The 13289-nt window shown below is 73.1% G+C and carries 17 protein-coding genes; 14 read left to right on the plus strand and 3 right to left on the minus strand.

The window, feature by feature from the left end; all coding sequences use genetic code 11:
• The first annotated feature begins 69 nt into the window (after positions 1-69).
• The gene (locus SL103_RS34520; protein WP_069572936.1) at positions 70-321 is read left to right on the plus strand and encodes a hypothetical protein; all 252 of its coding nucleotides are present in this window, start codon (positions 70-72) and stop codon (positions 319-321) included.
• A gap of 10 nt (positions 322-331) precedes the next feature.
• On the plus strand, positions 332-1498 hold the full coding sequence (locus tag SL103_RS34525; RefSeq protein WP_069572938.1) for a flotillin family protein: 1167 nt from the start codon (positions 332-334) through the stop codon (positions 1496-1498).
• A gap of 69 nt (positions 1499-1567) precedes the next feature.
• Here SL103_RS34525 and SL103_RS34530 read toward each other — a convergent pair whose 3' ends face one another.
• Positions 1568-2065: a MarR family winged helix-turn-helix transcriptional regulator gene (locus SL103_RS34530; RefSeq protein WP_069572940.1), complete on the minus strand. Its 498-nt coding sequence runs from the start codon at positions 2063-2065 to the stop codon at positions 1568-1570.
• 284 nt (positions 2066-2349) lie between these two features.
• Here SL103_RS34530 and SL103_RS34535 point away from each other — a divergent pair, with 284 nt between their 5' ends.
• The 3 genes from SL103_RS34535 to SL103_RS34545 all read left to right on the plus strand — a co-directional run bounded on the left by SL103_RS34535 (position 2350) and on the right by SL103_RS34545 (position 4492).
• Positions 2350-3597, plus strand: coding sequence for a cytochrome P450 (locus SL103_RS34535; protein WP_069572942.1), 1248 nt, complete (start codon positions 2350-2352; stop codon positions 3595-3597).
• 58 nt (positions 3598-3655) lie between these two features.
• Positions 3656-3850, plus strand: a complete 195-nt coding sequence (locus SL103_RS34540) for a ferredoxin (protein ID WP_033270324.1) — start codon at positions 3656-3658, stop codon at positions 3848-3850.
• 261 nt (positions 3851-4111) lie between these two features.
• On the plus strand, positions 4112-4492 hold the full coding sequence (locus SL103_RS34545) for a VOC family protein (RefSeq protein ID WP_069572944.1): 381 nt from the start codon (positions 4112-4114) through the stop codon (positions 4490-4492).
• A gap of 35 nt (positions 4493-4527) precedes the next feature.
• Here SL103_RS34545 and SL103_RS34550 read toward each other — a convergent pair whose 3' ends face one another.
• Positions 4528-4959: a nuclear transport factor 2 family protein gene (locus SL103_RS34550; protein WP_069572946.1), complete on the minus strand. Its 432-nt coding sequence runs from the start codon at positions 4957-4959 to the stop codon at positions 4528-4530.
• Positions 4960-5093: 134 nt separating this feature from the next.
• Here SL103_RS34550 and SL103_RS34555 point away from each other — a divergent pair, with 134 nt between their 5' ends.
• From SL103_RS34555 to SL103_RS34565, 3 genes are all read left to right on the plus strand, one after another.
• Positions 5094-5663, plus strand: coding sequence for a PadR family transcriptional regulator (locus SL103_RS34555; protein ID WP_069572948.1), 570 nt, complete (start codon positions 5094-5096; stop codon positions 5661-5663).
• A gap of 229 nt (positions 5664-5892) precedes the next feature.
• Positions 5893-6246: a hypothetical protein gene (locus tag SL103_RS34560; RefSeq protein ID WP_069572950.1), complete on the plus strand. Its 354-nt coding sequence runs from the start codon at positions 5893-5895 to the stop codon at positions 6244-6246.
• A gap of 149 nt (positions 6247-6395) precedes the next feature.
• Positions 6396-7451, plus strand: a complete 1056-nt coding sequence (locus tag SL103_RS34565; protein WP_069574391.1) for an NAD(P)-dependent alcohol dehydrogenase — start codon at positions 6396-6398, stop codon at positions 7449-7451.
• Positions 7452-7510: 59 nt separating this feature from the next.
• Here the strand turns inward: SL103_RS34565 and SL103_RS34570 are convergent, their stop codons facing one another.
• Complete coding sequence (locus tag SL103_RS34570) at positions 7511-9703, minus strand: MMPL family transporter (protein ID WP_069572952.1); 2193 nt, start codon at positions 9701-9703, stop codon at positions 7511-7513.
• A gap of 275 nt (positions 9704-9978) precedes the next feature.
• On the opposite strand from SL103_RS34570, the gene SL103_RS34575 reads away from it, so the two are divergent.
• The 6 genes from SL103_RS34575 (at position 9979) to SL103_RS34600 (ending at position 13180) form a co-directional block, all read left to right on the plus strand.
• Positions 9979-10302, plus strand: a complete 324-nt coding sequence (locus SL103_RS34575; protein ID WP_069572954.1) for an ArsR/SmtB family transcription factor — start codon at positions 9979-9981, stop codon at positions 10300-10302.
• Between the two features lie 12 nt (positions 10303-10314).
• Positions 10315-10548, plus strand: a complete 234-nt coding sequence (locus SL103_RS34580; RefSeq protein ID WP_069572956.1) for a hypothetical protein — start codon at positions 10315-10317, stop codon at positions 10546-10548.
• Positions 10549-10672: 124 nt separating this feature from the next.
• On the plus strand, positions 10673-11158 hold the full coding sequence (locus SL103_RS34585) for an LAETG motif-containing sortase-dependent surface protein (protein ID WP_164492940.1): 486 nt from the start codon (positions 10673-10675) through the stop codon (positions 11156-11158).
• Positions 11159-11181: 23 nt separating this feature from the next.
• Positions 11182-11889 (plus strand): RNA polymerase sigma factor, encoded by a 708-nt coding sequence (locus tag SL103_RS34590; protein ID WP_069572958.1) that lies wholly within the window; start codon positions 11182-11184, stop codon positions 11887-11889.
• Positions 11886-12452, plus strand: a complete 567-nt coding sequence (locus SL103_RS38190) for a hypothetical protein (RefSeq protein WP_069572960.1) — start codon at positions 11886-11888, stop codon at positions 12450-12452. Before SL103_RS34590 ends, SL103_RS38190 begins: the two co-directional genes overlap by 4 nt.
• Before the next feature lie 104 nt (positions 12453-12556).
• Positions 12557-13180, plus strand: coding sequence for a DUF4232 domain-containing protein (locus SL103_RS34600; protein ID WP_069572961.1), 624 nt, complete (start codon positions 12557-12559; stop codon positions 13178-13180).
• Positions 13181-13289: the final 109 nt, after the last annotated feature.

A 13289-nucleotide genomic window follows, 5' to 3' on the forward strand; every position in this document is an offset into this window, starting at 1 on the left:
CATAGGCCGCCGCGTGCGGGGGCGCTATGGTCGGTTTTCCAGGTACGTAACGGGGGAGGGCAGCCGCCGATGGCTCAGGACGATGCCGTGATCGGCTGTACCGGAGTGCTGCTGATCGGCACTCGCGGGGCTGCGGGTCCCGGTGAGGTCCTGGTGCGGGTCAGGGGCGGCTCCGAAACGTTCCTCGCCTGGTCCGCCGACCCCCTTCCGGTGGGGGCGACCGTACTCGTGATCGATTCCCGTGGCCGGCGCCAGGTGGACGTCATGGAGTGGGCCGATCCGTTGGACGCGTCGGCCGGCGATGCCGGCGACGCAGGTTGAGGAGACAAGCATGTTCGGTTACCGCGTACCCGCCCCCGATCAGGCGATGCTGATCTCGGGAGGCAGGCGTGGCCAGGGCGGCGCGCCGTTCCGGGTGGTGACCGGCCACGGCAAGTTCGTGCTGCCGGTCTTCCGCAAGGTCCGCTTTCTGACGCTGGCGATGTGTGAGGCGGAGGTCGCCGAGAAGTGCGTGACCCGGCAGGGCATCGCCCTCACGGTCCGCGCCGTGATCGCTTTCAAGGTCGGCAACGACACCGAGAGCATCGTCAACGCCGGTCAGCGCTTCCTGTCCGACCAGGACCAGATGTCGGTGCTGACCGGGCGGATCTTCGCCGGCCACCTGCGGTCCATCATCGGCTCGATGACGGTCGAGGAGATCGTCACCGAGCGGCAGAAGCTGGCCACCGAGGTCCTGGAGACGTCCAAGACCGAAATGGCCAAGATCGGTCTGATCGTCGACTCGTTGCAGATCCAGTCCATCGACGACGGCGACACCGGTTACATCGAGGCGATGTCCGCCCCGCACAAGGCCGCCATCCAGCGGCAGGCGCAGATCGCCCAGGCCAAGGCCACCCAGGCATCGGTCGAGGCGCAGCAGGAGGCCGCGCGGAACCAGGCCGAGTACTCCCGGCAGACCGCCGTGGTCCAGGCCGAGTACTCCGCCGAGGTGGACCGCGCCCAGGCACACGCCGCCCAGGCCGGTCCGCTCGCGCAGGCGCACGCCCAGCGAGAAGTCCTCGCCGCGCAGACCGAACTGGCCGAGCGCCGGGCCCAGCTGCGTCAGCAGGAGCTGGTCGCCGAGGTCGTCAAGCCCGCCGAGGCGGAGGCCGAGCGCATCAAGCTGCTGGCCCTGGCCGAGGCCGAGCGCATGAAGATCCAGGCCGAGGCCGCCGCCTCGTACGACCGGGTGGCCCTGGACCGGATGCTCATCGACCAGCTCCCGCAGATCGTCAAGGAAGCCTCCGCGGGCCTGGCCAACGCCAATGTCAACGTCCTCAACGGCACCGACGGCCTCGGTGAGATGGCCGCCGGCCTGGTCGGCCAGGGCCTGACCATCCTGGACTCGGTCCGCCGCAACCTCGGCTCCCCCGACGACCGGAACAGCAAGGCCGACAAGAACGGCGCCGCGGCCTCCGGCGGCACCCAGGGCCACAGCGGCCGGGTCGAGATCGAATAACCCCGCGCACCGAGGGGGCGGGGCCGGCCGCTCCGCCCCCGGAACCGCGACGGTCGGCCGCCGTCCGTCCTACGCGCCCCGGCCGCGCGGCCGGTCCGCCTCCGCGTGCTTGTGGCGGGCCCAGGCCACCAGGTGGTTGAGCACGGCGACGGTGGTGGCGATGTCGGAGTCGTCGAATCCGTCGAGGGCCTCGTGCAGGCCGGCCTGGCTGCTCTGCTGCAGGCGCTGCAGTATCGCCCTGCCGTGCGGGGTGATGGCGACCTTGCGGGCCCGGCGGTCGGCCGAGTCCGGGGTGCGCTCGACGAGATCCTGTGACTCCAACTGGCTGATCTGCCGGGTGACATGAGGCGGCTCGACCATCAGCGTCGCGGCCAGATCGCCGACCCTGCTGACGCCCCCGCAGTCCTCCAGCGCCATCAGCAGCCACAGGTCGGAGCGTGCCGCCGTGACGCCCGCCCGGGCCGCCTGGCGTTCGTGCGCCCGGGAGCGGGTGAGCAGGTAGGACAGCGTGGCCAGCACTCTTTGCAGTGCGGCGGTGGGGTCCTGGTCTCTTCCGGGGTCCGGCATGCAGGCACTGTAGCGGCCCCTGGAACGACGGTATCCGTACGCGGACAGGCACGCTGCGTACCGCTCCGCGCTCGCTTTGAGCCAACCTCGCGCTGGCGTTGATCTGCCCTTCCCACCCTCGTTCGGGGTGAGTTAGCGTGCACTTAGTTGCTTAACTTAGGTAACTAGCTGGAGTTCCTCACCGGCCCCGTTCCGTCCGGGCCCGTGAACCCGTCGAGGAGTGGCGCCACCCGCACCGTTCGGCACGGCGCCCGCCGTGTCCCGACCGTGGAAGGACCAGCCGCATGACGACCGCAGAACGCACCGACACGGAGCGCGAGGCCGGCCCGGGCGCCCGCACCGCCGCCCCCACCGCCCTCGCCGTCCCTGCCGCCCGGGCCGGCGGCTGCCCCTTCGACCCGGCCCCCGAGATCGAACGCGCGCGCCGGGAGGAACCGGTCACCCGGGCGACGCTGTGGGACGGCTCCTCCTGTTGGCTGGTGACCCGGCACGAGGACGTACGGGCGGTCCTCGGCGATCCGCGCTTCAGCGCCGACGCGACCCGGCCGGGCTTCCCCTTCCTGGCCGCCGGCGGGCGCGAACTGGTCACCAGCAAACCGACGTTCATCCGCCAGGACGACCCCGAGCACGCCCGGCTGCGCCGCATGCTCACCGGCGACTTCATGATCAAGAAAGTGGAGTCGATGCGTCCCGAGGTGCAGCGCATCGCCGATGACCTGCTCGACCGGATGACCGACGGCCGCGACTCGGCCGACCTGGTCAGCGAGTTCGCGCTGCCGCTGCCGTCCCTGGTGATCTGCCTGCTGCTCGGCGTTCCCTACGAGGACCACGCCTTCTTCCAGGAGCGCAGCCGGATCCTGCTCAACCTCCGCTCGGCGCCCGAGGACGTGCGCACCAGCCAGCAGGAGCTGCAGCAGTATCTGAGCGGGCTCGCCGAGTCCAAGCGGCACGCGCCGGACGACGGCATCGTCAGCCGGCTGGTCGCCCGTGGCGAACTCGACGCCTCGGACATCGCCTCCATGGGACGGTTGTTGCTGGTCGCGGGCCACGAGACCACCGCGAACATGACCGCGCTGTCCACGCTCACCCTGCTGCGCAACCCCGACCAGCTGGCCCGGCTCCGCGAGGACCCGTCACTGATCAAGGGCGCCGTGGAGGAGCTGCTGCGCTATCTGACGATCGTGCACAACGGCCTGCCGCGGGTCGCGACCGAGGACGTCACCGTCGGCGGCGTCACCGTCCGCGCGGGCGAGGGCGTGCTGTGCACGCTCAACTCCGCCAACCGCGACGAGGCGGTCTTCCCCGGCGGCGACGCCCTCGACGTCGGCCGCGACGCCCGCCGCCATGTCGCCTTCGGCTTCGGCGTCCACCAGTGCCTGGGGCAGCCGCTGGCCCGGGTGGAGCTGCAGATCGCCCTGGAAACCCTGCTGCGCCGGCTGCCCCGGCTGCGGCTCGCCGTCCCCTTCGAGGAGGTCCCCTTCCGGCACGACATGGGGATCTACGGGGTGCACGCGCTGCCGGTCGCCTGGTAGCCACGCCCCCGCGAGAATCGCCTCATCACCCTTTTCGTACGCACCACTTGGGAGAACCATGCGCATTCACGCCGACCAGGAGAAGTGCTGCGGCGCCGGGAGCTGTGTGCTGGCCGCGCCGGACGTCTTCGACCAGCGCGACGAGGACGGCATCGTCGTCGTCCTGGACGCCGAGCCGCCAGCCGCGCTGCACGACGCGGTACGCGAGGCCGCGGCCATCTGCCCGGCCGCGGCGATCTCACTGACCGGCTGAGCCCTCGCAACCGGCCGGTTGGTTCAGCGGGCCGGCCCCCGCACCGCCCGCGGGGGCCGGCCCGACCCGGGGAGAGCCTCGACGAAACCCCTCATGCGCACCGGAGTTGAGAGACCAGGCCCGGGTGTGCGGGCCCCGAAAACCCTTCGCGCCCGCCCGCCTCGCCCGGTACGGTCTCGCACGTGCTACCGCCGCGCGGCGCCCCGGAGCTCCGCGCGCGACCACGCCTGCCGGTCCCCACGCTGAGAGTAGGTTTCGTCCATGGCATGCCGTATCAGTGAGCTCGTGCTCGGTTGCCGCGACCCCGAGGTGCTGGCGCGGTTCTGGTGCGAGGTCCTGGACTTCGTGGTGCTCGATCGCGAAGGGGACGACTGCATCGAGATCGGGCCGCGCGAAGGGTTCGGCGGCCCGCAGCCGACGATCATCCTCAGCCGCAGGGACGAGCCGGAGCCGGGAAAGACCCGGCTGCACATCGACGTCAACCCCACCGACCGCGATCAGGACGCCGAGCTCGAACGCCTCCTGAAGCTCGGGGCGCGCCCGGCCGACATCGGCCAGACCGGCGAGGAGCAGTGGCACGTTCTCGCCGACCCCGAGGGCAATGAGTTCTGCCTGCTCAAGGCCCGCCTCAACCCGCTCTGACGGCCCGGTGGCCCGGTCCTGGGGCGGGACACGCCTCAGGGCCGGGGCACCAGCCCGTCCGCGATCAGCCCGGCGAGCACCGCCTCGCCCAGCGCCTGCACCGCGGACTGCGGGCGCACCATCACCGTGAACTCCTTGATCCGGCCCGCCTCGTCGAACTGGAGCAGATCGATGCCGTGGATCTGCTTGCCGTTCACCGTGGCCCGGAAGACCAGGATCTCCGAGTCGGCGGTCCCGGCCGCCGCGCCCGCCGCGGTCTCCGCACGGCCGGTCAGCTCCCCCACGTAACGGAAGTCCTCGAAGGTGCGCAGCAGCACCCCGAACAGCCCCAGCACCATCTGCCGCCCCTCGAAGGGCGTGAACTTCACCGGGCTGTAGAGGCGGACGTCCTCGGTGAACAGCTCCTCCACCCCGTCCAGTTCACGTGCCTCCACCGCCGCCCTGAACCGCTCCGCGGTCGTCGCCATGCCGTCGTCCCCTCTCACGTGCGTCCGTCCCTCATAGTCGCGACTATGATTAGTCAGATTCTTGAGTATGGGAAGGGCTCGCAGCTCCTGGAAATCAGGCCGGGACTCAGCGCACGGGAAGGGGTGGCCGGGGCATGGCCCTCAAGCACGCGGTGCTGGCGGCGCTGCTGGACGGCGAGTACAGCGGCTATCAGCTGGCCAAGGCGTTCGACATCGGCGTCGCCAACTTCTGGCACGCGCTGCCGCAGCAGCTCTACGCCGAGCTGACCCGGCTGGAGACGGAGGGGCTGGTCGCCGGCCGGCAGGTGGTCCAGGAGACCCGGCCCAACAAGCGGCTGTTCCACGTGACCGACGCGGGCCTGGCCGAACTGGAGCGGTTCGCCGCGGGCTCTGCCAAACCGTCCTTCATCCGTGACGACCTGCTGGTCAAGGTGCAGGCGGTGGACCGGATCGACGCCGGTCCGGTGATCGAGCAGCTCGACGAGCGGGCCCGGATCGCGGCCGCCAAGGCCGAGGTCCTCGGGAAGCTGCTGGTACGGCTGCGCGGTGACCGGGACGAGGCCGAATTCCTGGCCCACGGCACCCGGATCGGCCCGTATCTGACCTGCCTGCGCGGTCTGGGCTTCGAACGGGAGACCCGCGAGTGGTGCGAGCGGATCGCGGACGTCCTGCGGGCCCGCACCGCGGCCCGCCAACGGCCGTAGCGCCGAGGCGGCATCGACGCCCCGGCGACCGCCGACCCGGAATCCCGGAGTCCGGGCCCGCGGCCCCCCGGCCCCCCGGCCCCCGGCACCCGGCCCGCGACTCGTACAACGCTCGACGGATCGATTCGCCGCTCCTCCTTCGTGTGAGTCCGGACATCTCCGCACATCTCCGGGTGCATGCCTGGGCAGCCCACCTTCCGCACGGACACCGGAAGAGAAGGGACGTCCCATGCGTCTGCACCGCACCGCCAGCGTCGCCGCCACCGCCGTCGGCGCCCTCGCGCTCGCCCTGGCCCTGCCCGCCGCGCCGGCCGGCGCCGCCACCGGCCCGTTCACCTACGTCTACGAGGACTCCGGCGGGCCGCACGTCGGCCTGCTGTCCGATCCGCCCGGCCGGCAGTGCCTCACCCTCCCCGAGGTGGCCGCCGAGTACGTGCCGCCGGCCCATTCACCGCGCAACTACACCGATGCGACCGCGACGGTTTTCACGGGACCCGACTGCACCGGCGACTTCTTCAGCCTCCGGCCGCACGGCGGTCACGCCTCCGACCGGCTGAAGCTCCGCTCGGTGGTCTTCTCCTGATCCGGGATCGTGGGCCCCGGCCGGCGCGGTGACCAGTCACCCGCCGGCCGGTGGGCCCGGCGGAGGGGGGTTCTGCCAGTGCTAGGCACGGCGTGCATATGTTCAAGCGGCTCTGGCTGGAAGAACCGGAGGGTCGCATTCTCGATGGCATGACCCACACCTCTGTCTCCGCGTACGCCGCACCCGCCCCGAAGGCACCGCTGGAGCGGATCACGATTCCGCGCCGCGAGCTGGGTGCCCACGACATCCTCATCGAGATCAAGTACGCCGGTATCTGCCACTCCGACATCCACACCGTGCGCGCCGAGTGGGGCGACGGCGGGAACTTCCCGATCGTCCCCGGCCATGAGATCGCCGGTGTGGTCGCCGAGGTGGGTGCCGAGGTGACCCGCTACACCGCCGGCGACCGGGTCGGCGTCGGCTGCTTCGTCGACTCCTGCCGGGAGTGCGACAACTGCCGGGCCGGGCTGGAGCAGTACTGCACCGGTGAGCTCGGCAACGTCGGCACGTACAACGCGACCGGCCGCGACGGCGAGCCGACCTACGGCGGCTACTCCACCCACCTCGTCGTCGACGAGAACTACGCGCTGCGCATCCCCGACACCATTCCGCTGGACGCCGCGGCCCCGCTGCTGTGCGCCGGCATCACGCTCTACTCCCCGCTCGCCCACTGGCAGGCCGGCCCCGGCAAGAAGGTCGCCGTCGTCGGCCTGGGCGGCCTCGGCCACATGGGCGTGAAGATCGCCCACGCGATGGGCGCCGAGGTCACCGTCCTCAGCCAGTCGCTGCGCAAGAAGGACGACGGCCTGCGGCTGGGCGCGGACCACTACCACGCGACCTCCGACCCGGCCACGTTCGAGGCGCTGGCCGGCACCTTCGACCTGATCGTCAACACCGTGTCGGCCAACCTGGACCTGAACGCCTACCTCGGGCTGCTGCGCACCAACGGCACCCTGGTCCAGGTCGGCGCCCCGGAGAAGCCGCTGCCGGTCGCGGCGTTCGCGCTGATCCCGGGGCGCAAGTCGCTCGCCGGGTCGATGATCGGCGGCATCGCCGAGACCCAGGAGATGCTCGACTTCTGCGGTGAGCACGGGCTGGCCGCGGACATCGAGGTGATCAGCGCGGACCGGATCAACGAGGCGTACGAGCGGGTGCTGGCGAGCGACGTCCGCTACCGCTTCGTGATCGACGCCGCGACGATCTGAGCGTCCGCCCTCCGGTGGTCACCGGTCGGCGTCCGGATCCGACCGGCCGCCCCCGGCGTTCACCGACCCGCGTGCACGACCGGCCGTCCGGCGCCCTTCCCGGCGCCGGACGGCCACCAGCTCGCCCGCCCCAGGAGCATCAGCGCGGAGGGCAGGATCATCACGCGGATGACGAAGGCGTCCAGCAGCACCGCCACCGCGAGGCTGAAGCCGATCTGCTTCATCTCGGCGAGGTGCAGCAGCATGAAGCTGGCGAAGACCGTGACCATGACCGCCGCCGCGCTGGTGACGACCTTGGCGGAGGCCCCCAGCCCGTGCAGCACGGCCTGCCGGGTCGGTACGCCGCGCAGCACCTCCTCCCGGATACGGCTGACGACGAACACCTGGTAGTCCATCGACAGGCCGAAGAGGATCACGAAGAGGAACAGCGGCACCCGCGAGCCGATGGCGCCGGTCGCGGCCTCGTCGACACCGAACAGCACGCTCGCCAGGCCGTGTTGGAAGAAGACCACGACCAGGCCGAAGGCCGCCGCGGCGGACAGCAGGTTGAGCGCCACACCGAGCAGCCCGATGACGACGGAACGGAAGACCAGCGCCGTCAGGAGGAAGGTCAGCAGCAGCAACGCGCCGACGACCAGCGGGAGCTTGGCGTCCTGGTGGGCCAGGTAGTCGGTGTCGTGCGCGACGTCCCCGCTGACCGCGAACCGGGCGCCGGGCACCGCCCCGACGGTCTCCGGCAGATAGCGCGTGCGCAGCCGGTCGAGCGAGCGCCGCGCCTCGGGCGAGCTGACCTTGTGGGGCGACGACAGCTCCAGGGTGGTGGTGCGGTGGTCCCCGGAGGTGCGCACCGTCGGGGTCCGGACCGCGGTGTAGAGCGGGTCGGCGGCCGTCCGTGCGTTCAACTGCCGTAGCGCGGACGTCACTTCGGAGGAACGGTCGGCAGGCGCCCGGACCACGATCTGGTGCTGGACGCGCAGGTCGGGGAAGGCCGCGGTGAGCCGGTCGTAGGTCTGCACGGCGGGGATCTCACGGGAGTGGCTGTCCTTGTTGAGGACCCGCAGCTGCATGCCCAGGGCGGGTGCGGCCAGGCCCAGCATCACCAGGACGGAGAGGCAGAGGGTGGCGGCCGGGTGCCGGCGCGCCGGGCGCAGCAGGACGCCCCAGATGCGGCCCTGCCCGTCGGGCCGGTGCCCGCCGGCCGGCCGGCGCCAGGCCCGGCGCCCCCGGTCCCCTCGGCGGGCGGCGCGGCGTTCGGCGCGCCGGGCGAGGACGACCAGCAGCGCCGGCAGCGCGGTCAGCGAGCTGAGGACCGCGGCCAGCACGACGATGACGGTGCTGGTCGCGAGCGAGGCGAAGACGACGTCGGTGGCCAGGTAGAGCGTGGCGGTGGAGACCACCACCGCGAGCCCGGAGACCACGATCGCCCGGCCGGAGGTGGCGGCGGCCAGCTCCACCAGCGCCTCGGCGCCGAGCCGGCCGCCGGACCGGGCCCGTTCCTCGCGTTCGCGCTTGAGGTAGAAGAGCGTGTAGTCCACCCCGACGGCCATGCCGATCAGGATGATGACGTTGTTGCCGACACCGGCGTCCGGCAGGACGTGGGAGACCACCATGGACAGGCCCATGGCGGCCGCGATCGAGGACAGCGCGAGCAGCAGCGGGACCGCCGCCATCAGCGCGGAGCCGAAGACGGCCAGCAGCGTCAGCAGGGTGACGGGCAGGGTGAGCCCCTCGGAGAGGGCCAGGTCCTGGCCGCGCTGGTCATTGAGGCCGACGGAGATCGACGGGCTGCCGGTCTCCGCCACCCGCAGGTGCGGATGGCTGCGCTGAACCGCCGCGGTCTGCGCGGCCAGCGGGGCGACGTGGTCCTTGGCGTCCGCCTCGGCGCCCTTCATGCGCACCGCGACCCGCAGCGCCCGGCCGTCGGCCGAGCGGACCGGAGCCGCGACCCCGGCCACCTCGGGCAGCTTCGCCATCCGGGCGGTGACGTCCCGTACGGCCGCCTCGGCGGCGACCCGGTCCAGCGGCCCGGACCGGGCGGTGATCAGCACCTGTTCGACCGCCGCGCGGTCCAGGTGCCCCTCGGCGGCGAGGGTCTCGGCGCGGCCCGCCTCACCGACGCGGTAGTCCGCCGCGGTGGCCTGGTGGGTGCCGAGCGCGGCGCCCACCCCCAGGCACAGCACCACGAACGCCAGCCATCCGGCCAGCGCGCGCCAGGGGCGCCGGGCGCTCCACACCGCGACGCGTACGGTCATCGGCCGCCGGCCCGCCGACCGGTCCCCCCTCGACCGGAACCCTCCCGGCCGTTCCTGCACGGTCATCTCCACTTGCCCCGCCCCTTCGTCGTGCGGTCGCCCCCCACGGGCACCTGTCAGTAACGACTTACATGTAAGTGGAGAATTACAGGTGTCGCACCAAAGCGTCAACCGTAAACTTGTGGCGGCCGGAGGGCGGCGGGCGTGTTTGACAGTCCGTCGCGGGATGGGACAACCTCCGCTGACAGGCGTCCGGAACGGCGAGAAGGTGGGCCATGAACAGCGAGGAGCTGCTGGCCCTGCTGTCCGCCGTGGGCCACGCCCAACGACTGCGGGTGATCGCCGAGCTGGCCGGCGGCCGGCTGTACGTCAGCGAGCTGGCCCGCCGCCTGGAGATGTCCCGGCCGCTGCTCTACATGCATCTGGACCGGCTGGAGAAGGCCGGTCTGGTGGTGGGGCGGCTGGAGCTGTCCGAGGACGGCAAGGCGCTGAAGTACTTCGAACTCACTCCGTTCGAGCTGAAGCTGAACGTGGCCACCGTCCTCGCCGCCCTCCGCGAGGACGCGGCCGCGGGTGCGGCACCGGACGAACGACCCTAGGGGGACGCCCACATGAGCAGCACCATCATCCCGATAGCGATCCTCCTGATCGTCTTCGCCTCGGTCACCACGATCGTGGCCTCGTTCTTCAAACTGCAGCGGCACCGCGCGGACGCCGCGGCACTGGCCGAGTACCGCAAGCTCGCCGAGCGGGTCACCGTCCAGCAGGAGACGATCAGCGCACAACTGGCCGAACTCGGCACCCGGGTCGAGGCGGTCGAGAAACTGCTGCGCAGCGTCGGCTGACCAGGGCCCCGCACGGAGCCGGAAAAATTTCCGCACCCGCCGGCAACCCCCGCTGCCGCCGCACGTCGTGACGGGTGAGGGCGCCAACAGGCGCCGCCCGTCGAAGAACGTGGAGCAGCCGACCGTGAAGTCTTCCCGTACGACCCCCGCCGCCCGCCCCTCCGCCCACCGCAGCCGCCGGCGCGGCGCGGCCGGCGCCGGGCTGCTCGCGGCCCTGACCCTCGCCGCGCTGGCCGCGGCGGGTCCCGCGCACGCCGACGACCGGGCGAGCACGGCACCGCCGACGGCCACCCCGTCGACCGGCGCCTCCCAGACCCCCAGCCCCCGGCCCACCGTGCCCGGGGGCCCGAAGCCGACCGCGGTGCCCAGCTCGCCGGCCAGCTCCCGCCCCAGCGCCGAGCCCACCCAGCCGCCCGGCAGCCCCCGCCCGAGCGCCGAGCCCACCCAGCCGCCCGGCGCACGGCCGTCGAAGCCCGCCAAGGGCAGCGGCAAGGAACTCGCCCACACCGGCGCCTCCTCGACGACCACCGCGGTCCTCGGCGCGGGCGCCGCGGCACTGATCGCCGCGGGCGGCGGCACCGTCTACGCCGTCCGCCGCCGGCGCGGCTGAGGACCACCAGGCCCGAGGAATCGATGGAGTACTCCGCCGGCCCGCACACCGCCCCGGTACGGTTCGCCCTGCCGGGGCCCCGGCACGCCCTGTGGCGGTGGCTGCTGCGCACCGTCCGCCCGGCGTCCGCCCACCGCGAGGCACCGCACCGCACCGGCCGACCGGCCCGCCACCCCGCCGACGGCCGGCCGGCCCACCGCCCCTACGCGCTGCCGGACGACGGCGGCGCACCCCCGCCCGACCCCCGGCCCACCATCAGCGAGCTCTACCACGCCCACCGGCTCACCATGGTCCGGCTGGCCGTCCTGCTGGTCGACGACCGCGCCACCGCCGAGGACGTCGTCCAGGACGCCTTCGCCGCCCTCTACAAACGCCACGGCGAACAGCTCGGCGAGGTGGACAACGCCCTGGCCTACCTGCGCACCGCGGTCGTCAACGCCGCCCGCTCCGTGCTGCGCCGCCGCCGCACCGCCCGCGACTACACCCCGCCGTACGAGGCCGACGCGCCGTCCGCCGAGGAGCGCATCGTGCTGGACGAGGAACACCGCGAGGTCCTCGCCGCGCTGAACGGACTGACCGCGCGCCGGCGGGAGGTCCTCGTCCTGCGCTACTGGGGCGACCTGACGGAGGCCCAGATCGCCACGACCCTCGGCATCAGCCGCGGCTCGGTGAAGTCCCTCGCCAGCCGCGCCCTGGACTCCCTGGAAAAGATCTTGGAGGCGCGGTCATGAACGGCACCGGAACCCCGCCCGAGCGGCCCGTCGAGGAACGCCTGCGCCGCGCCTTCGCCGCCCGCGCCGACAGCATCGGCATCCGGGACCTGCGGCCCGCCGCCCCACCCGGCCCGCCGCCGCGCCGCGGGCTGCCGGCCCTCCTCTCCGGGCCCTGGCTGCGCCGCTTCGGGCTGCCCCTGGCGGTGGCCGCCGCGGCCGCCGCCGCCGTGCTGGGCCGCCTGGCGGCCACCCCGGACGACCCGGCGCCCCGCCCCGTACCGCCCGCCACCTCGCCGAGCCCCCTCGGCCCGTCCCCGTCCCCCGCCCCCACCGGCCCGGCCGCCCGGCCCTCCCCGCGCACCCCGCCCACACACCCGGGGCGCGCCACCGACCCCACCGGATCCCGCTCCCCCGGCACCGTCCCCGGCCGGACGCCGCGGAGCACCCCCTCGGCCACCCCGACCCTCCCGGGAACGGGACGCACCGGCGGCCGGCCCCCCGAGACCACCGGGCCGCCGGCCTCCCCCTCGCCCACGAGCACCCCGGGCAGCAGCAACCCGCGCGGCCCGGGAGCCGATTGACCCGACGCCCGAGGCACCCCACCGGCCGCGTTAGCCGCGCGTTAGCCGATCGCCAGCGCACGACCCGAAAGTCGTGTGCACGCCACCGCCCTGGGGGAGTCGCCATGCCGTCCGTCACCGCCACCGCCCGCCGGGCCGTGGCCGCAGGTCTGAGCGCCGCCGCCGTACTGGCCCTGACCACCGGCTGCCACGGCCACACCGGCGGCCGGCCCGAGGAACCCGCCACCGGCGTCTCACCGGCCACCCCCTCGGCCGTCCTGCCGGACACCGGCCCCCCGCCGCCCGGCCCCGGCGGACACCCACCCTGCACGCCGGAGATGCTCAAGTTCCACGCCGGCGCGCCGCACCGGCCGGACCGCCGCATGCTGCTGACCGTCACCAACTACTCCGACCGGACCTGCGACTTCGCCGCCCAGGGCTACCCCCTGCTGCGCTTCGGCGACGGACGGCGGCCGGCCCTCCCGGTGATCGAGGACAGCAGGCCGCGGACGGCCGTCGTCCTCGCCCCCGACGCGACCGCCTACGCCACCGTCCTCACCTCCGCGGCCGGCGGCCCGCACGGACGGGGCCCGCACGGCGGGAAGTTCTCCCAGTTCGGCGTGGCACTGGCCGCCGGCACCTCCCCCGTCCAGGTCGGCCTCGCCGACCGCACGCCCGTACGGGTCGACCCGCACACCGCCGAGGTCACCTACTGGCAGCCGACCCTGGACGCCGCCCGCAAGTGGTGACAGGGGGCGCGCGGAAGCCCTTTCGTGGTGCTCGATCCCGTACGCCCTGGGCCCTCACTCACCAATGATCCAGATTTGTGGTCAATGATCCTTTTGCACTGCTGCGGCA

The sequence above is a fragment of the Streptomyces lydicus genome, assembly GCF_001729485.1.
GTDB classification, from domain to species: domain Bacteria; phylum Actinomycetota; class Actinomycetes; order Streptomycetales; family Streptomycetaceae; genus Streptomyces; species Streptomyces lydicus_D.

Bases quoted from the DNA above. Each gene is read 5' to 3' on its own strand.
- SL103_RS34520 (WP_069572936.1), top strand. From the start codon at position 70: ATGGCTCAGGACGATGCCGTGATCGGCTGTACCGGAGTGCTGCTGATC.
- SL103_RS34525 (WP_069572938.1), top strand. From the start codon at position 332: ATGTTCGGTTACCGCGTACCCGCCCCCGATCAGGCGATGCTGATCTCG.
- SL103_RS34530 (WP_069572940.1), bottom strand. From the start codon at position 2,065: ATGCCGGACCCCGGAAGAGACCAGGACCCCACCGCCGCACTGCAAAGA.
- SL103_RS34535 (WP_069572942.1), top strand. From the start codon at position 2,350: ATGACGACCGCAGAACGCACCGACACGGAGCGCGAGGCCGGCCCGGGC.
- SL103_RS34540 (WP_033270324.1), top strand. From the start codon at position 3,656: ATGCGCATTCACGCCGACCAGGAGAAGTGCTGCGGCGCCGGGAGCTGT.
- SL103_RS34545 (WP_069572944.1), top strand. From the start codon at position 4,112: ATGGCATGCCGTATCAGTGAGCTCGTGCTCGGTTGCCGCGACCCCGAG.
- SL103_RS34550 (WP_069572946.1), bottom strand. From the start codon at position 4,959: ATGGCGACGACCGCGGAGCGGTTCAGGGCGGCGGTGGAGGCACGTGAA.
- SL103_RS34555 (WP_069572948.1), top strand. From the start codon at position 5,094: ATGGCCCTCAAGCACGCGGTGCTGGCGGCGCTGCTGGACGGCGAGTAC.
- SL103_RS34560 (WP_069572950.1), top strand. From the start codon at position 5,893: ATGCGTCTGCACCGCACCGCCAGCGTCGCCGCCACCGCCGTCGGCGCC.
- SL103_RS34565 (WP_069574391.1), top strand. From the start codon at position 6,396: ATGACCCACACCTCTGTCTCCGCGTACGCCGCACCCGCCCCGAAGGCA.
- SL103_RS34570 (WP_069572952.1), bottom strand. From the start codon at position 9,703: ATGACCGTACGCGTCGCGGTGTGGAGCGCCCGGCGCCCCTGGCGCGCG.
- SL103_RS34575 (WP_069572954.1), top strand. From the start codon at position 9,979: ATGAACAGCGAGGAGCTGCTGGCCCTGCTGTCCGCCGTGGGCCACGCC.
- SL103_RS34580 (WP_069572956.1), top strand. From the start codon at position 10,315: ATGAGCAGCACCATCATCCCGATAGCGATCCTCCTGATCGTCTTCGCC.
- SL103_RS34590 (WP_069572958.1), top strand. From the start codon at position 11,182: ATGGAGTACTCCGCCGGCCCGCACACCGCCCCGGTACGGTTCGCCCTG.
- SL103_RS38190 (WP_069572960.1), top strand. From the start codon at position 11,886: ATGAACGGCACCGGAACCCCGCCCGAGCGGCCCGTCGAGGAACGCCTG.
- SL103_RS34600 (WP_069572961.1), top strand. From the start codon at position 12,557: ATGCCGTCCGTCACCGCCACCGCCCGCCGGGCCGTGGCCGCAGGTCTG.